The organism is Streptomyces sp. NBC_00310 (assembly GCF_036208085.1).
Classification (GTDB): Bacteria; Actinomycetota; Actinomycetes; order Streptomycetales; family Streptomycetaceae; genus Streptomyces.
Genome location: NZ_CP130714.1, coordinates 2,372,130 through 2,393,622 on the forward strand (window position 1 = coordinate 2,372,130; position 21,493 = coordinate 2,393,622).

General features: G+C 70.7%; 19 protein-coding genes. 9 read left to right on the forward strand and 10 right to left on the reverse strand.

All coding sequences use genetic code 11. The features are described 5' to 3' along the window. Window positions 1–22: 22 nt before the first annotated feature. Window positions 23–229 (reverse strand): DUF397 domain-containing protein, encoded by a 207-nt coding sequence (locus OG202_RS10480; protein WP_327730513.1) that lies wholly within the window; start codon window positions 227–229, stop codon window positions 23–25. Continuing rightward, window positions 226–1,089 (reverse strand): helix-turn-helix domain-containing protein, encoded by an 864-nt coding sequence (locus tag OG202_RS10485; RefSeq protein WP_327730511.1) that lies wholly within the window; start codon window positions 1,087–1,089, stop codon window positions 226–228. Before OG202_RS10485 ends, OG202_RS10480 begins: the two co-directional genes overlap by 4 nt. Before the next feature lie 115 nt (window positions 1,090–1,204). On the opposite strand from OG202_RS10485, the gene OG202_RS10490 reads away from it, so the two are divergent. Beyond that, the gene (locus OG202_RS10490; protein WP_327730510.1) at window positions 1,205–1,684 is read left to right on the forward strand and encodes an ATP-binding protein; all 480 of its coding nucleotides are present in this window, start codon (window positions 1,205–1,207) and stop codon (window positions 1,682–1,684) included. Window positions 1,685–1,689: 5 nt separating this feature from the next. On the opposite strand, the gene OG202_RS10495 is transcribed toward OG202_RS10490, so the two are convergent. After that, a complete protein-coding gene (locus tag OG202_RS10495) occupies window positions 1,690–2,574 on the reverse strand; it encodes an alpha/beta fold hydrolase (RefSeq protein WP_328222629.1) in 885 nt (294 codons plus the stop codon). A gap of 92 nt (window positions 2,575–2,666) precedes the next feature. Here OG202_RS10495 and OG202_RS10500 point away from each other — a divergent pair, with 92 nt between their 5' ends. Together OG202_RS10500 and OG202_RS10505 are read left to right on the forward strand one after the other, a co-directional pair. Then, complete coding sequence (locus tag OG202_RS10500; protein WP_327730508.1) at window positions 2,667–3,122, forward strand: MarR family transcriptional regulator; 456 nt, start codon at window positions 2,667–2,669, stop codon at window positions 3,120–3,122. 180 nt (window positions 3,123–3,302) lie between these two features. Beyond that, window positions 3,303–4,853, forward strand: a complete 1,551-nt coding sequence (locus tag OG202_RS10505; RefSeq protein WP_405896002.1) for a protein kinase domain-containing protein — start codon at window positions 3,303–3,305, stop codon at window positions 4,851–4,853. A gap of 21 nt (window positions 4,854–4,874) precedes the next feature. Here OG202_RS10505 and OG202_RS10510 read toward each other — a convergent pair whose 3' ends face one another. Beyond that, window positions 4,875–5,759, reverse strand: coding sequence for an N-formylglutamate amidohydrolase (locus tag OG202_RS10510; protein ID WP_327730506.1), 885 nt, complete (start codon window positions 5,757–5,759; stop codon window positions 4,875–4,877). 391 nt (window positions 5,760–6,150) lie between these two features. On the opposite strand from OG202_RS10510, the gene OG202_RS10515 reads away from it, so the two are divergent. The 3 genes from OG202_RS10515 (at window position 6,151) to OG202_RS10525 (ending at window position 10,242) form a co-directional block, all read left to right on the forward strand. Then, on the forward strand, window positions 6,151–7,710 hold the full coding sequence (locus OG202_RS10515; protein WP_327730505.1) for an amino acid permease: 1,560 nt from the start codon (window positions 6,151–6,153) through the stop codon (window positions 7,708–7,710). 389 nt (window positions 7,711–8,099) lie between these two features. Further along, the gene (locus OG202_RS10520) at window positions 8,100–9,254 is read left to right on the forward strand and encodes a hypothetical protein (protein WP_327750254.1); all 1,155 of its coding nucleotides are present in this window, start codon (window positions 8,100–8,102) and stop codon (window positions 9,252–9,254) included. A 46-nt stretch (window positions 9,255–9,300) separates the two neighbouring features. Further along, complete coding sequence (locus tag OG202_RS10525; protein WP_327730503.1) at window positions 9,301–10,242, forward strand: RluA family pseudouridine synthase; 942 nt, start codon at window positions 9,301–9,303, stop codon at window positions 10,240–10,242. Window positions 10,243–10,260: 18 nt separating this feature from the next. Here the strand turns inward: OG202_RS10525 and OG202_RS10530 are convergent, their stop codons facing one another. The 6 genes from OG202_RS10530 to OG202_RS10555 all read right to left on the reverse strand — a co-directional run bounded on the left by OG202_RS10530 (window position 10,261) and on the right by OG202_RS10555 (window position 16,060). Further along, window positions 10,261–11,733, reverse strand: coding sequence for a cytochrome P450 (locus tag OG202_RS10530; protein ID WP_328222630.1), 1,473 nt, complete (start codon window positions 11,731–11,733; stop codon window positions 10,261–10,263). 243 nt (window positions 11,734–11,976) lie between these two features. Next, the gene (locus OG202_RS10535) at window positions 11,977–12,639 is read right to left on the reverse strand and encodes a GTP-binding protein (protein WP_326583984.1); all 663 of its coding nucleotides are present in this window, start codon (window positions 12,637–12,639) and stop codon (window positions 11,977–11,979) included. Further along, window positions 12,620–13,042, reverse strand: coding sequence for a DUF742 domain-containing protein (locus OG202_RS10540; RefSeq protein ID WP_327730501.1), 423 nt, complete (start codon window positions 13,040–13,042; stop codon window positions 12,620–12,622). Before OG202_RS10540 ends, OG202_RS10535 begins: the two co-directional genes overlap by 20 nt. Beyond that, the gene (locus OG202_RS10545) at window positions 13,039–13,446 is read right to left on the reverse strand and encodes a roadblock/LC7 domain-containing protein (protein ID WP_326583982.1); all 408 of its coding nucleotides are present in this window, start codon (window positions 13,444–13,446) and stop codon (window positions 13,039–13,041) included. Before OG202_RS10545 ends, OG202_RS10540 begins: the two co-directional genes overlap by 4 nt. Beyond that, window positions 13,443–15,080 (reverse strand): sensor histidine kinase, encoded by a 1,638-nt coding sequence (locus tag OG202_RS10550; RefSeq protein WP_327730500.1) that lies wholly within the window; start codon window positions 15,078–15,080, stop codon window positions 13,443–13,445. Before OG202_RS10550 ends, OG202_RS10545 begins: the two co-directional genes overlap by 4 nt. Window positions 15,081–15,424: 344 nt before the next feature. Then, entirely contained in the window at window positions 15,425–16,060 is a 636-nt protein-coding gene (locus tag OG202_RS10555) for a TetR/AcrR family transcriptional regulator (RefSeq protein WP_327730499.1), read from the reverse strand. 192 nt (window positions 16,061–16,252) lie between these two features. Between OG202_RS10555 and OG202_RS10560 the strand changes: the two genes are divergently transcribed. From OG202_RS10560 to OG202_RS10570, 3 genes are read left to right on the forward strand one after another with little or no spacing between them, the layout of a single operon-like run. Next, window positions 16,253–17,077, forward strand: coding sequence for an urea amidolyase associated protein UAAP1 (locus OG202_RS10560; RefSeq protein WP_327730498.1), 825 nt, complete (start codon window positions 16,253–16,255; stop codon window positions 17,075–17,077). Between the two features lie 50 nt (window positions 17,078–17,127). Beyond that, on the forward strand, window positions 17,128–17,829 hold the full coding sequence (locus OG202_RS10565) for an urea amidolyase associated protein UAAP2 (protein ID WP_327732298.1): 702 nt from the start codon (window positions 17,128–17,130) through the stop codon (window positions 17,827–17,829). Then, the gene (locus OG202_RS10570) at window positions 17,826–21,353 is read left to right on the forward strand and encodes a 5-oxoprolinase/urea amidolyase family protein (RefSeq protein ID WP_327730497.1); all 3,528 of its coding nucleotides are present in this window, start codon (window positions 17,826–17,828) and stop codon (window positions 21,351–21,353) included. Before OG202_RS10565 ends, OG202_RS10570 begins: the two co-directional genes overlap by 4 nt. Window positions 21,354–21,493: the final 140 nt, after the last annotated feature.

Here is a 21,493-nt window from a genome sequence, read left to right on the forward strand (position 1 = left end):
CAGGGCCCTCCTGTTCATGTGCTCAGCGGCCTGCTGCCAAGGTCACCAGCCCAGCCCACGCCTCAGGCCCAACCGCCAGTACGGGCCCAGTGAGCTGCTTCGAGTCTCGTATCAGTACAGCCCTGGGAGTTGTGGCGACCTCGACGCATTCGCCGCCTCCACCCGTGCTGTAGCTGCTCTTGAACCAAGCGGCCTCCGGCACGGCCGCCTGGCTGCGGTGAGCGTTCATGCCTCTCCCATCAGTTGAACGATGAATGCCGACGACTCACTCGGTGTCAGCGCCTGTGATCGGAGGATGCCATAGCGGGCTTCGAGCTCACGAACCCTCGGCGCATCGGTGTACAGGCGGCTGTCGTCCTGTACCTCGGCGTACGCGATTCGACGGCCCTTGTCCGCGTCGATCAACGTGAAGGGGCCGCCGAGTGCAGCATTGTCCTCGCGCTCCGTTGGCATCACTTGCACCTCCACGTTCCTCATCTGCCCGATCAACAGAATCTGTTCCAGCGTCCCGCGCAGCGCCTTCCGGCCGCCGATCGGTCTGCGCAGCACAGCCTCCTCGATGACGAAGCTCACCAGTGGGGCAGGGCGCCGGTTGAAGATCTCCTGCCGCGCCATGCGAGCTTCCAGGCGCTGCTCGATAACCTCGTCGGGCAGCAAAGGCCGCTGCATCTGGAACACGGCTCGTGCGTAGTCCTCCGTCTGCAACAGACCCGGGACAGCAAATACGGCGTACACGTTCAGTGCTGTGGCTCTCGCCTCCAGACGGGCCGCATCTCGAAAGTAAGCCGGATACTGCGCCCGCGCCAACTCCTCCTTCAGCGCGACCAACACACCCCCGGCCCCCAGCACCTCATCCGCCCGGTCCACAAACCTCGGCTGCGGAATCCGCCTCCCCTGCTCGATCGACGCGACCGAGTCCGCCGCGTACCCCACCTGCTTCCCGAAGGCCGCCCGGTCCAGCCCCGCCCGGACCCTCAGCAGCTTCAACTGCCGTCCGAACGCGGCCACGACCCCCGTCCCCGGCTCGTCCTCCGGCCGCTGCCCGACCCCGTCGGCCCGGTCCACCCCGTCGACATCATCGTCCCTCATGGGTCACCGCCTCCACCCGTACCGCACGTACACGCACAGCACCCCCGCGTACAACCAGCCCGCGACGGCGCGTCACCACTAGTAACGCTACGCCACCACGGGCCACGGTGGAGACATGACCAGCAACCCCACGATCACCACCCCCACCGCACCCCCCACCACCCAACTCACGAACCCCACCCACCACTTCGCCATGCGCTTCACCTCGACCCGGCGCGGTGCCCGCCTCGCCCGTCGCCTGTGTGGGGTGCGGCTCGACGCCTGGGGCATCCCGTACGACTGCGACGCGCACGACGCGCTCACGCTCATCGCCGCCGAACTCTGCGCCAACGCCGTGCGGCACGGGACCGTGCCCGGACGGGACTTCCACCTACGGCTCACCGCTCGTGACAGGGTCGTACGCCTGGAAGTGACCGACACACGCGGCGAACGCATCCCGGTCCTGGCCCCGCACGGCACGCCCGCCGACCGGACCGACGGACGGGGCCTGCTCCTCGTCGCCGAACTCGCGGACCTCTGGGGCTGGTTCCCCCGCGCGGACGGCCCGGGAAAGACGGTGTGGGCCCAGCTGGCCGTCCCGGCCAGTAGCCCATAGAGGGTTCAGGGCTTGTCGAGGAAGTCCAGGACCTTGCTGTTGAGTGAGGCGGCCCGGGTGAACGGGACGCCGTGGTGCGACAGGCCGGGGAGTACCGCGGTCTCGACATGGGGCAGGTGCAACCGCGCCGCCGCCTCGACGCGCCGAACGTCGTGCGCCCTGCTGTCCCCGGCAAGCAGGACCAGCGTCGGGGTCGTCGAGCTCCCCAGTTGCCGGGACGTCGGGCGTTTGCCCACGACGACCTTCGTGCGCGGGAATTCGGCGGCGAGGCCGTACAGCTCCAGCCATGCGGGGTCGACTTCCGCGCCGTGGGTTTCCCAGGCAAGGAACGCGCGGGCCCGTCGGCTGGTGGCCCGGATGAGCAGCGGAAGGGCGCGCAGCAGGTACTCGGCCCTGTATCCGGCGAAGCACTGGGTGGGATCGAGGAGAGCGAGCTTGCGGACCCGCTGCGGCGTGCGCAGCGCATAGGTGAGGGCGATCCATCCGCCATAGGAGTGCCCGCACAGGTCGACGCGGCTCGGGCCCGAGCCGTCGAGTCCGCCGTCCAGCACTCCGTCCAGCACGCCGTCCAGCACGCCGTCCAGCCAGTCAAGAAGGTCGTCGACGGACCGGACGGGTCGGCCCCCGCGCAGGCTGCGGCCTGCCTCGCCGATCCGGTCGACGGCGTAGACGCGCCGGGTGCGGCTCAGGTCGGCCACGTTGGCGAACCACACTGCCGAGGTGGCGCCGCCACCGTGCAGCAGCACCAGCGGCTCCCCGTCCACGGGGCCGCACGCGATGACCCGGGTGGTGCCGTACACCGACGCCAGGTCCATCCGGTCGACAGGCACGGGCCAGTGGTCCAGGACGGCGTCGTACGCCGCCAGAAAGCGAGTCGGGTCTTCTGCCATGGGGTGCCCTCGGAGAAGTAGGTCGCTGAGCAAGTATCTCGTCGAACGAGATATTATGCGCACTGGATCGATCATGGAAGGGCGGAAACGGCATGGATGAAGGAGAGCCTGGACTGCGGGTTGTGCATCGGCTACGCGCCATCACCATCGAACTCGACCTGCTCGGAGCCGAGTTCGCGCAACGCAACAGCCTGCACCCGACCGACCTGCGCGCCCTGATCTGCCTGTTGGACGCCGCTCGGGCACAGACGCCCGCGACGCCCGGCTGGCTCGGGCGGCAGCTCGGCCTGAACTCCGCGGGCACCACGGCCCTTGTCGACCGGCTGGAGAAGCTCGGCCACGTGCGGCGCACACGAGACAGCCGCGACCGTCGTCGCGTGCTGCTTGAGGTCGATGAACGGGCAGTCACCCTCGGACAGTCGTTCTTCGGACCGCTGATCGCGGAGGTCATCGCCGCGACGCGAACCTTCTCCGACACGGACCTGGCAACAATCCAGCGCTTTCTCCTGAACGTGCACGAGGCCGTCGCCGCACAGCGGGCCCCTTAGGCCCCGACGCGCCCCGCTGGACGGAAGATCCCCACAGCCGGAAGACTGGTCCCCGACCAGTCGGACCGGCGCCGACCCACCGCACGCCGGCGACAACACTCGACGGGGGCAGGGGCAAGGGTGTCGCAGAAACCGGTCGCGGGGCGCTACGAACTGCTGGAGGAGCTCAGCCACGGCGGTATGGGCGACGTGTGGCGCGGTTACGACGCCGTGCTGGACCGTCCGGTCGCCGTGAAGGTGATCCGGGGGCAGGCCGCCACGTCCCCGCAGCTCGCCGAGGAGCTGGCGAAGCGGTTCCGGCGCGAGGCGCGGATCACGGCACGTATCCAGCACCCGGGCGTGCCGCAGGTGTACGACGCGGTGCTGGACGACTCCGGCGCCGACTCCGACACCGCCTCCTACGAGCGGCTGTTCCTGGTGATGGAACTGGTCGACGGCGTCCCCCTGACCGGCTACATCCACCCCGACCGGCCCCTGCCCGTCAGCTGGGCGGTGGCCGTCGCCGCGCAGGTGGCCACGGTGCTGTCGTACGCGCACGACGTGCCCGTCATCCACCGCGACCTGAAACCGAGCAACATCCTCGTCGCGCACGACGGGACGGTGAAGGTGCTCGACTTCGGCATCGCGGCGATCCTGCGGACCGACGTCACCAAGCTGACCGCGACCGGCAGCCCCATCGGCACGTACCAGTACATGTCACCGGAGCAGGTGCGTGGCGGCCAGGTCACACCCAAGGCCGATCTGTACGCGCTGGGGTGCGTGCTGCACGAGTTGCTGAGCGGGCGGCTGCTGTTCAGCGCGGACAGCGAGTACCTGGTGATGTACCAGCACGTCAACGGCGCGCCGACACCGCTTCGGCGGTTACGTGCCGAGGTGCCGGTCGAGCTGGAGGAACTCGTACTGCATCTGCTGCGCAAGGCACCCGAGGCACGCCCCGCCGACGTACAGGAGGTGTACGAGCGGCTTCGTCCTTTCCTGCCGACCGTCGGGGAGGACGCCGCGCCGCACGAGGCGGGACCTGCGGGGGCGCCCGACCCGACCGGGGTGTTCCGCCGCCCGTACGCGCCCCGTCGGCGCGGTGGGGCGGTCGGGCAGCCCGGCCCCGTGGCCCCCGAGGCACCGGCCGTACCCGTACCCGCGCCGCTGCCGGAGACCCTGCGCGCTCAGATCCGTGACGTGCGGGAGCACTACGACGCCTTGATGGAGGAGGAGCGGTTCGCGCAGGCGGCCGAGGTGGTGGGCGAGGTCGTCGAGCCCGCCGCGCGGGCCCTGGGCGCGGAGAACAAGGTGGTCCTGGCACTGCGTATGCGGCGGGCGGGCGCCCGGCTGCTCGGTGGTGACTTCCGGGCCGCGCTGCCGGAGTTCGAGGCGCTGGCGGAGACCTACGGGCGGATCAACGGCCCGACGAGCAAGCTCGCCCTGGACTGCCGTGCCCAGGCCGCCCGTTGCCGCGCCGAACTCGGCCAGGGTACGGAGGCACTGGCGGCGCTGCGGGGCGTTCTCGACGTCGTACGGAGCGTCGACAGCGACGTCAGCGAGGAGGCCGTGTTCCTGCGCAGGGACATCGGCATGCTGCTGCTCGCGCAGGGGCAGGCCGAGGAGGCCCGACTGCTGCTCGACCCCCTCCACGCCGACCTGTGTCTGGTCTACGGGCCCGAGGACGAACTGACCGTGGAGGTCGCGGAGGCGCTCGCCCTCATCCGGCTCGGACTGGACGACACCGGCACCTGAGAAACACTTGCCCGACTGGCCTCACCACTGAAGGGGGCGAAGGAAAGACAGATCCGCACCATCCGGATCGGCCAGGTGTGCGCGGTGTCGTGAGGCGGTGGTCACCACATCGACGAGACGGCCGAGGGCGTCCGCCAGTGGGTCCACTCCCTGCCCCGCCGACCCACCCGGCTCGGTCATGTAGACGTCCCGGCGGATCTCGATCATCAGGGCGGTCACCCTCGGGTCGTGCCCGTAGTACTTCAGCGGGACGTACGCGCCGCCGAACGGGCTGTTGACGCCGATGCCACCGAACCCGGCGAACGCGGCCTCGGCGGCGGCCAGCAGGTCGGCCGACGTGTGGAAGCGGTCGCTGCCCAGACAGACGGGCGGGCGAGGTCCCTCACCGTGGAGTTCGTAGGGGAGGGGCTCGGTCGGGTACGAGTGGACGTCGATGACGACCGCCCGGCCGACCGTCTCCAACAGGTGCGTCACGGCATGGGTCATGGCGGCGGCATAGGGGTGGAAGTAGCGGTCGACGAGCGACTGTCCGCCGAGCGGCCGGCCGTCGTCCCCGGCCGGGCGGAGCACCTCCCCGTGCGTGGTCCTCGTGTAGACGGCGCCCATACCCACGGCCAGCATCTCCTCACGCTCGTCCGGGAACCGCTCGGGGTCGATGACGAGCCGGGACAGCTGGTTCACGAACCTCCAGGGCCGCACGGCCGACCGCCCGGCGGCCCGCTCGGCGATCCGGTCCGTGTACGCGTCGGTGATGTGGTCCAACTCCCGCTCCAACGCGACGTCGTCGAGGACGATCGCGTCCCGTACGGCCGTGGGGATCACCCGGGAACTGTGCGGCACGTGCAGAAGCACGGGTGACTCGGGCGCGCCCGGAAGGAGCCGGTAGGAGGGCGACGCGTCGTTCATCCGGAGATCCTCACTGTGGGGGGGGAGGGGGCGGGGCAGGAGGCTTTGGCCTCGCGGCACGTGGGCACGTGGGCACGTGGGCACGTGGGCACGTGGGCGGCGGGGTCGGCGGGGGCACGTGGGCGCGGGGCTGTCGGGCCATCGGCCTGCGGGTTGTCCGGGGCCGCTCGGCGGAGGGGCGACGGGACGCCCGACGGCGTCCGGAATCCCTCGTGCCGTCCCCTGCGCCCAACGGCTCGCCCCCGAAAAAGTCGTGAGGATTTGGGCGCGCCCCGGACACGGTCGCGTGACACGTGCGACACAGGCCTCCCCTAATTTCTGTCGCCCGACAGGTATTCGCGCCGCTCGGGCGCGAACGCTCGCGCCGCTTGTGCGAAAGCAGGTTGCCGCCATGACGAGCACCGCCCCCGATGTGCGTCCGGAGCCGCCCCGCTCCCCCGACGACCGTTCCCTGACCGAGTTCGGCTACCGCCAGGAGCTGCACCGCAGCCTGAGCAGGTACGCCTCGTTCGCCGCCGGTTTCTCCTTCATCTCGGTCCTCACGACCGTATTCCAGTTCTTCGCCTTCGGGTACGCGTTCGGCGGCCCGGTCTTCTTCTGGACCTGGCCGGCGGTGCTGCTGGGCCAACTGCTGGTGGCCGCGTGCTTCGCGGAGCTGGCGGCGCGCTACCCGATATCGGGCGCGATCTACCAGTGGTCGTCCCGACTGTCCAACCGGACGTTCGGCTGGTTCGCCGGCTGGATCATGGTGATCGGGCAGATCGTGGTGGTCGCGGCGGCCGCGCTCGCCCTGCAGATGGTGATGCCGGCGATCTGGTCGGGCTTCCAGATCGTGGGCGGCGACCCCACACCCACCTCACCCACGGGCGCGGCGAACGCGGCCGTCCTGGGCGTGATCCTGCTGGTCCTCACCACGGTCGTGAACTCCCTCGACAACCGGGTGCTGTCCGTCGTCAACCGGGTCGGCGTGACCGCCGAGATCATCGGCGCGATCCTGATCATCGTCCTCCTCCTCACGCACTCCGAGCGCTCCCCCGGCATCACCTTCCACACGGCCGAAGGCAGCACCGACCTGCTGGGCGCCCTGCTGGTGGGCTCGTTCATGGCGGCGTACGTGATGATCGGCTTCGACAGCGCGGGCGAGATGAGCGAGGAGACCCACCAGCCTCGCCGCACCGCGCCCCGCACGATCCTCACGGCACTCGGCGCGGCAGGCCTGCTCGGCGGTCTCATCGTCCTCGGCGGCCTGCTCGCCGCGCCGAGTCTCACCGACGGCAAGCTGGGCGTGGACGGCCTGAGTTACGTCCTGACCAGCAGCCTCGGCGACGGAGTGGGCCGCGTCCTGCTCGCCGACGTGGTGGTGGCGATCGCCGTGGCCACACTCGCGATCCAGACGTCGGCCTGCCGCATGCTCTTCTCGATGGCCCGCGACGGCCAACTCCCCTTCGCCGGACGGCTCGCCAAGGTCAACCCGCGCACCGGCATGCCCACCGCCCCCGCCCTGGTCGTCGGCGTTCTCGCCGCCGCCCTGCTGCTCCTCAACTTCGCCTCACCGGAGGCGTTCCTGGCCATCGGCACCACCTGCATCGTCATGCTGTACCTGGCGTACGCGATGGTCACCGGCCCCCTCCTCATGCGGCGCCTCAAGGGCACCTTCCCCACCGACGGCACCGACGAGACCGACGAGACCGGCAAGCCCCTCTTCTCCCTCGGCCGCTGGGGCATCCCCGTCAACGCCCTCGCCCTCCTCTACGGCCTCTTCATGACCGTCAACCTGGCCTGGCCCCGAGCAGAGGTCTACGACCCCGCGGGCGGCCACTGGTGGTTCCAGTGGTTCACGCTGCTGTTCCTCCTGGCCACGGTGGCTACAGGCCTCCTCTACCGCCTGACACGTAACCGCGGCGCGCTCCCCGCCGGGGACACCGCTCCGGTGCCGCCAGGGCAACCCTGACAATCGAACAGGCGTGATCGAAGCAGGGGACATCTCCAGCCAGCCTGGGTATCATTCGTGACAAATTTTCAACCGAATGCGCCCCTTATGTGCCGCAGTACGCTACCCGTACGCCCCTTCACGGCGGCCGGTTGTCGCCCGCACGCTGGGATTGCAGCCAGAAGTGGGGACTTCTTGCGGAGGCTCGGGCTATGGCATCAAGTGGCGTTGGGGTCTCGATGGTCACCCCGGACATGCTCGCCTGGAAGGGCTCTGCGCGAGAGGCCCTGGAGCGGCTGTCAGACACGAGGGGGATTCAGGAACTGCTGCATCGTTCGCACGAACTCTGGTGCGGAGCGGATTGTGATCGCGATACGGCGTGTTCGTTCCTGCACTACGTGCGGAACCCGATGAAGGCCGACCGCCCCGCGACCACAAGGTCCCGGTACAACAAGCACACCGCTCACCTGTACGCCGTCATGGGCGGGGACGGATACGCGGGCCCGGTGGCCCAGTGCCACGAGGTGAATGTGTGGCCGCTGCTGGAAAAGGTGACGGAACGGTGGGACGCGGTACAGGCACGAGGCGGCGGGACTCCTGAGCACTACTCCGACTGGACGAAGAAGCGTGACACCGAAGCCGCCGACACGGTGTCACGCGCTTGCCGGGACACCATCCAGTGGATGGCCTGCTGGTGCGGTGAACGATTCGACGCGGATCCACTGGGGCTCCACTACATAGCCTTCGCCACCGTCATCGACGACATCTGCATACCCCCGCTCGATCTGGTCCAGGGCCGCTTCCGCATGTACGGCCGATCGGTACCCGACCTGGTGAGGGCGATGGACGCCGCCGGCTGGGGGCGCGACGCGGTCCACGCGCTGCTGTCACTGGTCCGGCAGGCCATCGTCCAGTACGCGGAGAAGATGGACTTCCCGCCGGGGGACGAACACGTCGGGCTCCAGGCCGCGCTGAACGACTCACCGAACATGTGGGACGGGGTCATGTTCCGGGGCAACACCGGAAACGCGTACGGAACCGCCATCATGGTGGCCCGGAACAGCGCGACAGGCCCCGTGTCCTTCCCCTGGCTCATGGACAGCGCGATCTGCGACTGCCTCTCCATGGATCTGTGCAAGTCCGCGCTCGGCATCTACTCCACGGACGATCATCAGCCGACATCGAGCACACACCGGGCCGACGAGCGGAAGGCCAGCTACCGGTCGATCTATCTCGACCTCATCGACGACCTGGTCTTCGCCGGCGCACCCGAGCCGTTGGTCCACTTCGGCCGCAGCGGCTTCCTCTTCGTACAGATCCAGGACCGTTACCAGGAACGCCGACAGGGAAGGCGCTTCCCGCTGGCTCCGCCGATGCTCCGCGAGCTCGAACGGCTCTTCGGCGAGGTACCGACGGACGAATGGCTCGACGAGGCCTTCACCGCGGCGAATCGAATCCGGCTCGCCGGGTCTCACGGTCACACCCGCGCCCAGGAGGTCGAACCGCCTCATCGTCTCCACCCGAGTGTGCCGCAGGAGACGCGGGCGACGAGGCTCCCCGCCTGACCGAGCGTGCCGGGCGGTGCCACCACCGCTCGTATGCTTGACCGTGATGAGACGCCGCACTCCGTCCCCGCCCTCACCCCTGCCGCAGCGCGACGGGGTGGATCCGGTGCGGGTGCGGTTGCCGGCCGGGGACGCGTGGGCGACGGTACGGGATCATCTCGTGGCGCGGCTCTCGGCCGGCGCCGAGGTGATCGACGGGATGCTCGACGCGGGGCTGATCGTGGACGTCACCGGGCGTCCGGTGCCGCGGGACATGGCGTACGCGCCGGGAACGTCCGTATGGTTCCACCGGGAGCTGCCCGACGAAGAGCGGGTGCCGTTCGAGATCGGTGTCCTGTACCGGGACGAGCACCTGGTGGTGGCCGACAAGCCACACTTCCTGGCCACCACTCCGCGCGGCAGCCATGTCGCCGAGACGGCCCTGGCCCGGCTGCGCAGACTCCTGGGCATCCCGACGCTCGGCGCCGCGCACCGGCTGGACCGGCTCACGGCCGGGGTGGTGCTGTTCACCGTGCGCCCCGAGGAGCGCGGCGCGTACCAGTCGCTCTTTCGGGACAGGCGGATGGCGAAGGAGTACGAGGCAGTCGCCCCGTACGACCCCGCGCTGGCTCTGCCGCGCACCGTTCGCAGCCGGATCCTGAAGGAGCGAGGGGTCATGGCGGCCTACGAGGTCGAAGGCGAACCCAACGCCGTCAGCCGGGTCGAGTTGCTGGAGCACCGAAACGGGCGAGCCCGGTACCGGCTGGTGCCGAGTACCGGGCAGACGCACCAACTGAGGGTGCACATGAGCGCGTTGGGGGTGCCGATCCTCGGCGATCCCCTGTATCCGGTGGTCACCGCGCCCGTGCCGGCCGGCGACTTCCGGCGACCGCTCCAACTGCTGGCGCGGAGCCTGGAGTTCACCGACCCGGTCACGGGGCGCGCGCACCGGTTCGTCAGCCCGCGTGAGCTGCGGGCCTGGTCCTCGTACGAGGTGTGGGCGACGTAGCGTCGGTGCCCGGTCGGCTCATTTGCCGCCGAACCAGCGCAGGATGCGCCGGAACACGCCTGGCCGGCGGGCCGGTTCGGGCTGCGGCGTGGGCTCGGCGGCCGGGGCGGCGGGTTCCGGGGACGTGGCCTGCGGCTGCTGTGTGCCGCCCCGCCGCTGATATGCGTCCTGCGCCGGAACAGGGTTGACGGCGGGCCGCTGCATGACGTCCTGCTGGGGCCTCGGCACGAACGTCACCGGCAGTTCCACCAGGTGCCGGTTGGAGATGGACGCCCGCCAGCGCAGTTCGTCCTCCGCGCAGGCGAGTTGGATGTCCGGAACGCGGGTCAGCAGCGCGTCGACGCCGACATCGGCGATGGCACGGCCGATGTCCTGGCCCGGGCACTCGTGGGGGCCGCCGCCGAAGGCGAGGTGCGAGCGGTTGCCCTGCATGTTGGCGTCGAGGTCGGGGCGGACGCGGGGGTCGACGTTGCCCGGTGCCATACCGAGGAGGAGTCCGTCGCCCTTGTGGATGCGCTGTCCGCCCAGTTCGGTCTCCTGCTTGGCGAAGTAGGCGAAGACGGTGCTGAACGGCGGTTCGTCCCACAGGGACTGCTCGACCGCCTCGGGGACGGTCATCTGGCCGCCCTTCAGCTGGGCGCGGAAGCCGGGGTCGGTGAGCACCACGCGCAGCACGTTGGCGAGGAGGTTGGCGGTGGCCTCGTAGGCGGCCAGGAGCACCACGCGCAGATGTTCCCTGACCTCGTCGTCGGTGAGTCCGGCCGGGTGCGTGACGAGGTGGCTGGTGAAGTCCTCCTGGGGCTGGGCGCGGCGGCGGGCGGTGAGCCGGTCGAGGGCGTCCATGACGTAGGCGTGGCTGACGAGCGCGGTCTCGCTGCCCTTCAGGCAGTCACGGGCGGCGTGCACCATCCGGTCGTCGTACTCCTCGGGCATGCCGAGGATCTCGCACATCACCGCCATCGGCAGGTGTTCGGCGAACTGGCCGACCAGATCGGCCCTGCCGTCCTCACAGAACTTGTTGACGAGGTGCTGGGTCGCTCGGTTGATGTAGCGGCGGATGCCCCGGTGGTCGATGGTCGACATGGCGCCGGTGACGGCGCCGCGCAGCCGCAGGTGCTCGTCGCCTTCGGCGTGGGCGCAGATGGGCTGCCAGGCGAAGTGCGGCATCAGCGGGTGGTCGGGCTTGACCGTGCCCTCCCGCATGGGGTTCCACAACCGGGTGTCCTTGCAGTACTGCGACGGCGTGCTCACCATGTGCATGTTCTCGCCATGGCCGAGCACCACCCAGATCGGCACGTCGTCGTGGAGCAGGGCGGGGGCCACCGACCCGTGTTCCGCGCGCAGTTTCTCGTACACGGCTCCCAGGTCCTCCGCCTCGGGGCCGTACAGCCGGCGCAGTCCGCCGGGGCCCGTGCCGTGGGCGGGGCAACCGGGGGGCGGCCCGAGCGTGGGGTCGTCCGTGCCGGTCAGGGAGTTTGATTCAGGCGTCACGGTGATCGCTCCGAACTGAGGTGGATCCGGTGTCTGGAAGGTTGCGGGGAGGCCGGGAAGGGACGTTCGTGCGGGACGGCACGGCTCCCGGCCGAGGGGACGGGCACGCGGCGCGCGCGTACAGGGCGTGCACGCGGCGCGCGTACCGCACGCGCGCGGGATGTGCACGCGGCGCGCGTGACGGGTCCGCGCACGGGACTCGTGCGGGACTCGTGCGGGACTCGTGCGGGGTTCACTCGGGGGTCACGCCGATGCCGCCCCCGACGCCGTCCCCGATGCCGCCGCTCCTGGCGTCGCCCCCGACATCGCCAGGGAGTGCAGGAACGTCATCAGGGTCATGAGGACGTCCCGGCTGGACGCCCGGCGGCGTGCGTCGCAGCGGATGATCGGGATCTCCGCGGCCAGGTCGAGGGCCTGACGCAGTTCGTCGATGGCGTAGCGGGGCCCGTCCGGGAAGTCGTTGACCGCCACGACGAAGGGCACACCGCGCTCCTCCAGGCGGCCCATGACGTCGAAGCTGACCTCCAGCCGACGGGTGTCGACCAGGACGACCGCGCCGAGGGCGCCCTCGAACAGGCCGTTCCACAGGAACCAGAAGCGCTCCTGTCCGGGGGTGCCGAACAGGTAGAGCACCAGCTCGTCCGTGATGCTGATGCGGCCGAAGTCCATGGCCACGGTGGTGGCCGTCTTGGACTTGGAGCCGAAGTTGTCGTCGACCCCGATGCCGGCCTGCGTCATGGTCTCCTCGGTCGTCAGCGGCCTGATCTCGCTGACGGACCCCACCATGGTCGTCTTGCCGACGCCGAAACCGCCCACGATCACGATCTTCGCCGCGGCCTGTGCGGTGTGCGGCAGGTGGTCCTCGGTCCGTGGACCCGTGATGGTGTCAGAGCTTTTGAAGTCCATGCATCACCGCTTCGAGGAGGGAACGGTCTGCCCGCGCCTGCCGGACGACCGGTGCGCGCGCCTGTACCAGTTCGGCCGTCAGCAGCTCGGTGAGCAGGACGGTCACCACGCTGATCGGCAGGTTGAGATAGGCCGAGATCTCGGCCACGGACAGGGGGGCCTGGCAGATCCGGAGCAGCGCCGTCTGTTCCGGAGCGGCGGACGGCGGCGGATCGGCGCGCGCCACGATTAACGTGACGAGGTCGATCGGAGCTCGCTCGCCGTCCTCGCCGGTGAGGATGTAGAGCCGCTCGGGGGGGCGCTCCCCCGTTCCGCCGACAGGGCCGCCGGTGAGGTCGTCCTGGGGCGGCGGGGGCGACGGCTCGTCCTTGGGCTGGCGCCGCTGGCGTTGCGGAGGCGTCATACGGTCTGCCCGTTCCGCCGCGGCGGACTGGTGAGGTGGGAGCCGATCCGGTCGACGAGGTCGCGCATGCGGTTGCTCATCAGTCCCGGCTCGGCGATCTCGTTGGCGAGCACCGCGAGATAGGCGTTCGAGCCGGCGGCCATCAGATAGAAGTAGCCGCCGTTGATCTCGATGATGACCATGCGCATGTGGCCGTCGCTCTGCGGGATCTCGCCGGCCACGGCGCCGGCCAGGCTCTGCAGCCCCGCGCAGGCCGCGGCGACCCGGTCGGCAGCGTCCGGGTCGCCGCCGTAGCGGGCGATCCGCAGGCCGTCGGCGGAGAGCACGACGATCTGCTGGATGCCGGGTACGCCGTCGGCCAGATCCTTCAGCATCCAGTCGAAATTGGCTCGTTGCTGGATCACTTGAGGTCCCCCTCGTCGTCGGCCTCGGTGCGGGCCGGCTCGGTGTTCGCGGTGACTGCGGTGGACGCCGTCGAGTCGTCCGGGTTCCGAAAAGCGTTCGGGTCGGGGTCGCCCTTGAGCCCGGCCATGAACGCCTCGACCCACATGCCGGGCGGGGGCAGCTCCTTCTCGGGTTCGGGCTCCGGCTGCCACACGGGGGCGGCGGCCATGGCGGCCTCGGCCGCAGCCTCCGCGGCGGCGGCCTCGGCGTAGCGCTGGCTGAGCGGGATCTTGCTGCGGCTGCGGCGCTGCGGCAGGCCGTTGGCCGTCCACTCGGTGACGACGGGGACGTCGTCCTCCATGCCCTCGCCCATCTCCTCCGCGGAGCTCGGGATCCGCGGTCCGGTGGTCGGGCGGCGGCGCTTGGGCTTGCGGTTGGGTCCTTCGACGCCGCCGGTGTCCATGGTCGGTACGGCGGCGGCGCCGATGCCGTGGGCGAGGCCGGGGGCGGGCTCGTCGGTGAGCATGTCGCGGGGGACGACGACGACGGCGCGGACGCCGCCGTAGGCGGACGGACGCAGCGAGATCTGCATCTTGTACATGGTCGACAGGCGGCCCACGACGGCGAGGCCGAGGCGCGGGCTGTCGCCCATGTCCTGCATGTCCATGCCCTGCTGGGCCTGGGCGAGCATGTTCTCGACCTTGGCGCGAGTCTCCTCGCTGAGGCTGATGCCACCGTCCTCGATCTCGATGGCGATGCCGGTCTGCACCTCCACGGCGGTGACGTGCACCTTGGTGTGGGGCGGTGAGTAGCGGGTGGCGTTGTCGAGGAGTTCGGCGCAGGCGTGGATGACCGGTTCGACGGAGACGCCGTTGACGTTGACCTTGGCGATCGAGTCGAGCTCGATACGGCGGTACTCCAGGATGCGGGACATGGCGCCGCGCAGCACGCTGTACAGCGGGACGGGCCGGGGCCACACACGGCCGGGGCGGCTGCCGCCGAGGACGGCGATGGAGTCGGCGAGGCGGCCGATCAGCGCGGTGCCGTGGTCGATGCGCAGCAGGTCGTCGAAGACCTCGGGGTTGCGCCCGTGGTCCTCCTCCATCTCCCGGAGTTCCTTGTTCTGCTGGTGGACGATCGCCTGGACACGGCGGGCGATGTTGACGAACGACCGCTGGGAGGAGTCGCGCAGCGCTTCCTCGCGGTCGACGATGGTGAGGAGGGTGCGGATCAAGTCGCGCTGCGACTGGGGAAGTTCGCGCCACTCGGCGTCACCGTCGATGACATGACGAATCACCTCTGAGGGGGATTCTCCGCCGCGCAGCCGGTACAGCGCGGCGGGCAGGATCTCCTTGCCCAGCCGGGTGAATTCCTGGTCGTGGGCGGTGATCCGCTGTTCGAGGAAGGCGGTCCGCCGCTGCTGTTCGGCGCGCAGTTCGCGGACCGTCCGACGGCCGCCGCGCACCGCGACGACGGCGACCACGATCAGCAGGAGCGTCGCGACGGCTCCGCACACGCCGACGGCGAGCCGGGCCGGCCCCGTCACCAGGGAGACGGTGGTTCCGGTCGCCGCGGCCATCAGTATCGCGGGGAGCGACAGTACGCGCGCGTAGGGAAGTTCACGGCCACCGGGAGGCGATTGAACACTCACCATGTATGCCCTCTAAAGACAGATCGGCTGAAGGTCGGGGGACTTGCGGGGAGTTGCTGGAGGTTGCTCGGGTTCATCCGCGAATCAAACTGGATCTTCGGTATTTTTTGGAACAAGCGCACGAATACATCTCAACTCGGTGCGCTGCGGGCGAGCTTAGTCCGACCGGATCATCGCTGTGTCATATTCAGCAACCGCCTGAAATCACCCTCGCGACAGGAGTACGCTCTGGTTATTTACACGCTGGGGCGCCATTCGCACACACTGCGTAACGGCGCACAGGCATACGAAAAGAGCCCCTTGACAGGGTGAATCGGTGCCGGGGCCGAGTGCCGGGGGCGCGCTCCTCAGACGCCGGCGATGCGCAGCGCGGCGTCCGCCGTTGCCTCGGCAAAGGCGGCGACGGGGCGGTCCGGGCCCGAGCGGTGGACGAGGATGACGCCCTCGATCAGCCCGAAGACGAGATCCGTCCGCAGATCCAGCTCACTCTTGGCGAGCGCCCCTCCCGCGGCCGTCGCCGCGATCAACTGCCGGTAGGCGTCCTTGAGTTCGGCCCGTACGGCATGGAAGCCGGCGAAGCGTTCGGCGCGGACCTCCGGGAGCAGGTAGAGGCCGCCGAGGTTGTGCGGGCCCCCGCAGAGGAGGGCGACGTCGGCCCGACACAGCTCCCAGAGCCGTCCCTCGGGGCGGGCGCCGTCCTTGGCGAGCAGCTCACGGGCGTACGCGAGCGACGGGGTGACCGTGGACTCCAGCAGGTCGGCGAGCAGCTCCTCCTTGCCGGAGACGTAGTGGTACATGGTCGCCTGACGCATACCGGCGCGCTCGGCGACGGCCCGCGTGGTGGTGGCCGCGTAGCCCCGCGTCGTGAACAACTCGGCGGCGGCCACGAGCAGTTCGTCCCGGGGCGACAGCCCGCTCTCCGGCCGCCCTTCGGCCCGGGGCCTGCCGACCCGCCGTCCACCGGTGCCGCCCGAGCTTCCCATGCGTTCGATCCTCGCACACGGCGCCCACCCACCCGTGGTGACCGATCGCACGGTTCCCCGCACCCCCGGCGAGGCACGATCATCGTGAGGGGTCGGTAACCGCCTCGCAACACAAGGGACATGACGTCGACGCGCCCCCCTTCTAATTTCTGTCGCACGACAGAAATACACGCCGCACCCGGAGGTCCCGCGATGGCGACATCGACGACGTACGGAGCACGTGATCACGCCCGAGCCCAGGAGGGCGCCCAGGCCGAGGCTATGCCCGTGGTGCCCGCGAACCGCTGGCCGACCCCACCCTGCGAGGCCGAACGACTGGTGTGGGCCGAGACGGTGGCGGGCGGCAACTACACGCACCGCGTACTGGCCCGGGGCACCGAGGTCCGGCTGACCGATCTGCACGGCGACGCGTGCGCGCATCTGCTCCTGCACCACGCGGAGCGCCCCTGGGAGCGGCTGAACGTCGCCGACACCGTCAAGGTCCAGTGGAACGCCTACCTGGGCGAGGGCGTCCTGCTCCTGTCCGACCAGGGCCGCGTCCTCGCCTCGGTCGTCACGGACACCTCCGGTCGCCACGACGCGCTGTGCGGCACCTCCACCCTCGTACGCAACACCGAGCGGTACGGGGACGGCAGCCCGCAGTCCCCCTCCCCCGCCGGACGCGAACTGTTCAAACTGGCCGCCGCCAAGAACGGCCTCGAACCCCGGGACCTCCCGCCCTCGCTCTCGTTCTTCCAGGGCGTGGACGTACGCGAGGACGGCACCCTCGACTTCACCGGCTCCGCCGGCCCCGGCGCCGCCGTGACCCTGCGCACCGAGCAGGACGTGACCGTGCTGCTCGCCAACGTGCCGCACCCGGCCGACCCGCGCCCCGAGTACGTCAGCACCGCGCTGGAGGTGCTCGCCTGGCGCGCCGACCCGACCCGCCCCGGCGACCCCCTGTGGGACGCCACGCCCGAGGGCCGCCGTGCCTTCCTGAACACGGCCGAGTTCCTCGCCGCGAGGGGGATCGCATGAAGACCGGGGATCGTATGGAGACCGGGGATGACGTGAAGACCGGGGATCGCATGAAGACCGTCGTTCCGGCCAGGGCGGCCTGGTCGTCCGTGATCCGCGCCGGCGAGACCCTCACCCTCACCGATCTGCACGGCAACCAGGCCGTCGACTTCCTCGTCTACGACGCCCACGACACGGCCGTCCGCTACAGCGCGCCCGACACGATCCACGCGCAGGGCGGCATCTTCCTCACCACCGGCAGTGTGCTGATGTCCAACGAGCACACCCCGCTGATGACCGTGGTCGCCGACGACGTGGGCCGGCACGACACGGTCGGCGGCGCCTGTTCCAAGGAGTCGAACACCCTGCGCTACGGGCACCACACCTGGTCGCAGCACGCCTGCGTGGACAACTTCCTCGCGGAGGGCGCCAGGCACGGCCTCGGCAAGCGCGACCTCGTGTCGAACATCAACTGGTACATGAACGTGCCGGTCGAGAAGGACGGCACCCTCGGCATCGTCGACGGCCTCTCCGCACCGGGTCTCGCCCTCACCCTGCGCGCCGAGTGCGACGTACTCGTCCTGGTCTCCAACTGCCCCCAGATCAACAACCCCTGCAACGGCTTCGACCCGACGGCCGTGGAGATGACCGTCGAGGCGCCCGCCCAGGACGAGAGTGCGCCCGCTCAGGGCCGGGGCACACCGGAACGGGGCCGGGGCACACCCGTGCGGGGCCAGGGCGCGTCCAGGCAGGCCCAGGGGGACCCGGCATGACCTTCGACACCCTGCTCGTCGCCAACCGGGGCGAGATCGCCGTCCGCGTCATCCGCACCGCCCGCGAACTGGGCCTGCGGACGGTCGCCGTGTACTCCGACGCCGACCGCGCCGCCCCCCATGTCCGGCTCGCCGACGAGGCGGTGCGGCTCGGCCCGGCGCCCGCGAAGGAGTCGTACCTCGACGCGGACCTGGTCCTGAAGGCCGCCAAGGACACGGGCGCGGGCGCCATCCACCCCGGCTACGGCTTCCTCTCCGAGGACGCGGACTTCGCCCGCCGCTGCGAGGACGCGGACATCGTGTTCGTCGGCCCCACCCCCGACCAGCTGGAGCTGTTCGGCGCGAAGCACACCGCACGGGCGGCCGCCGAGGCCGCGGGCGTCCCGCTCCTGCCCGGCACCGACCTGCTCCCCTCGCTCGACGAAGCCCTCGACCACGCCTCGGCCATCGGCTACCCGGTGATGCTCAAGGCCACCGGTGGAGGCGGCGGTATCGGTATGTCGGCATGTCGATCAGCCGACGAACTGGCCGAGGCCTGGGAGCGGGTGCAGCGCGTCGCCGCCGCCTCCTTCTCCTCCGCCGGCGTCTACCTCGAACGCCTCGTCGAGCGGGCCCGCCATGTCGAGGTGCAGGTCTTCGGCGACGGCGACGGTCTCGTCGTCACCTTCGGCGACCGCGACTGCTCCCTGCAGCGCCGCCACCAGAAGGTCGTCGAGGAGGCCCCGGCCCCCGGCCTCCCCGACCACGTGCGCGAGCGGCTCACCGCCTCCGCCCGCGACCTGTGCGCGAGCGTCGAGTACCGGTCCGCCGGAACCGTCGAGTTCGTCTACGACGCCGCACGCGAGGAGGCGTACTTCCTGGAGGTGAACACCCGCCTCCAGGTGGAACACCCGGTCACCGAGGAGGTCTACGGCGTCGACCTCGTCGCCTGGATGCTGCGCCTGGCCCGCGGCGACTCCGCCGTCGTCCGGGCCCCGGGGCAACCCCGCGGCCACGCGGTCGAGGCCCGTGTCTACGCCGAGGACCCCTCCCGTGAACACCGGCCGAGCGCGGGTCTGTTGACCCGGGTCGAGTTCCCGCAGGGCGTCCGCGTCGACGGCTGGGTCGAGACGGGCACCGAGGTCACCACGTCCTACGACCCGATGCTCGCCAAGGTCGTCGCGTACGGCTCCGACCGCGCGCACGCCCTGCGCCGGCTCGACGAGGCGCTGGCCAGGACCCGGGTCGACGGCATCGAGACGAACCTGGGCCTGGTCAGGGCGGCCCTCGACGACCCGGACTTCCGGCGGGCCACCCACTCCACGGCCACCCTCGCGACCGTGACCGACCCGACCCCCCGCATCGAGGTCGTCTCCGGCGGCACCCTCACCACCGTCCAGGACTGGCCCGGCCGTACCGGCTACTGGCAGGTCGGCGTCCCGCCCTGCGGCCCCATGGACGACCTCTCCTTCCGGCTCGGCAACCGGGCACTCGGCAACCCCGAGGGCGCCCCGGGCCTGGAATGCACCCTCCAGGGTCCCTCCCTCCGCTTCACCCACGCCACCACGGTCTGTGTGACGGGCGCCCCTGCCCACGTCACCCTGGACGGCTCACCGATCGCGCACTGGGAGCCGGTGACCGTGCCCGCCGGAGCAGTACTGGCCGTCGGCGCCCCCACGGAACACGGACTGCGCACCTACGTCCTCTTCGCGGGCGGCGGCCTGGACGTCCCGTCGTTCCTGGGCAGCGCGGCCACCTTCACCCTGGGCCGCTTCGGCGGCCACGGCGGCCGGGCGCTGCGCACGGGCGACGTCCTGCGCGGCGGAACGGTCACGGCGGAGGGAAGCCCCGTCCCGCCGGGAGCACGCCCGTCCTTCACCTCCTCCTGGCAGGTGGCCGCCCTCGAAGGCCCGCACGCGGCACCGGAGTTCTTCACCGAGGAGGACATCCACGAGTTCTACGCGGCCGACTGGAAGGTCCATTTCAACTCGGCCCGCACCGGGGTACGGCTGGTCGGCCCGAAGCCCCGCTGGGCCCGCACCGACGGCGGCGAGGCGGGCCTGCACCCCTCCAACATCCACGACACCCCGTACTCGGTCGGCGCCGTCGACTACACCGGCGACATGCCGGTCCTCCTCGGCCCCGACGGCCCCTCCCTCGGCGGCTTCGTCTGCCCGGCCACGGTCGTCTCCACCGAACGCTGGAAGCTCGGCCAGCTGCGCCCGGGAGACACGGTCCGCTTCCTCCCGGTGGCGGACGACGCCTCGCCCCGGCCCGCGATCGTCGACGGCGGGGTCCTGGCCCGCGACGGCGACGTGACGTACCGCCGGAGCGGCGACGACAACCTCCTGATCGAGTTCGGCCCCATGCAGCTCGACCTGGCGCTGCGCATGCGGGTGCACGCCCTGATGGAGGCGGTCACCGAAGCGGGGCTCGACGGCGTCACCGACCTCACCCCCGGCATCCGCTCCCTCCAGATCCAGACGGACCCGACGCTGCTGCCGCAGACCGAACTCCTCACCGTGGTACGGCAGATCGTGTCGGCCATGCCCCCGGCGGACGAACTCGTCGTCCCCTCCCGCACGATCCACCTCCCCCTCTCCTGGGACGACCCCGCGACCCGCGAGGCCATCGCCCGCTACATGGCGGGCGTCCGCGACGACGCGCCCTGGTGCCCCTGGAACATCGAGTTCATCCGCCGCGTCAACGGCCTGGACTCGGTGGCCGACGTGTACGACACGGTCTTCGCCGCCGAGTACCTGGTCCTGGGCCTGGGCGACGTCTATCTGGGCGCCCCGGTGGCGACCCCGCTGGACCCCCGCCACCGCCTGGTGACGACGAAGTACAACCCGGCCCGGACGTGGACGGCGGAGAACTCGGTCGGCATAGGCGGCGCGTACCTCTGCGTCTACGGCATGGAGGGCCCCGGCGGCTACCAGTTCGTCGGCCGCACCACCCAGGTCTGGTCCCCCTGGCAGCAACGCGGCGCCTTCGAGCCCGGCTCCCCCTGGCTGCTCCGCTTCTTCGACCGCGTCAAGTGGTACCCGGTGGACCCCGACGAACTGCTGGCCCTCCGCGCGGACATCGTGTCGGGCCGCTTCGTACCGCGTGTGGAGCACGGCACCTTCTCGCTGGCCGCGTACGAGACGTTCCTCGCGGAACACGCCGACTCCATCGCCGAGTTCAGGTCCCGGCAGCAGACCGCCTTCGCTGCGGAGAGGGCGGCCTGGGAGGCCGCCGGCGAGTTCACGAGAGCGGAATCGGCGACCGCCGCACCGACGCCCCCGGCGGAGGTGCGCGTCCCCGAGGGCGGCCACCTGATCGAAGCCGAGTTCGCCGCCTCGGTCTGGCAACTCCACATACGGCCCGGCGACCAGGTGACCGCCGGCCAGCCCCTGCTGACCCTGGAGGCCATGAAGATGGAGTCCCGCGTCCTCTCCCCGACGGACGGCGTGGTCGAGCAGATCCTCACCGGGCCGGGGGCTCAGGTGGAGGCGGGCACGGCCCTGGTCGTCCTGGCACCGACCGGCACCGGGGAGGAGTGAGAACCTGCCGGATGGCCCACGCCCGACCACTCCGCCGGCACCCCACACACCGCCCGACGGCACGCGCCCGACCACACCGCCTCCGCCGGCACCCCACACACCGCCCGACGGCACGCGGCCGGCCGCACCACCGGGCACCT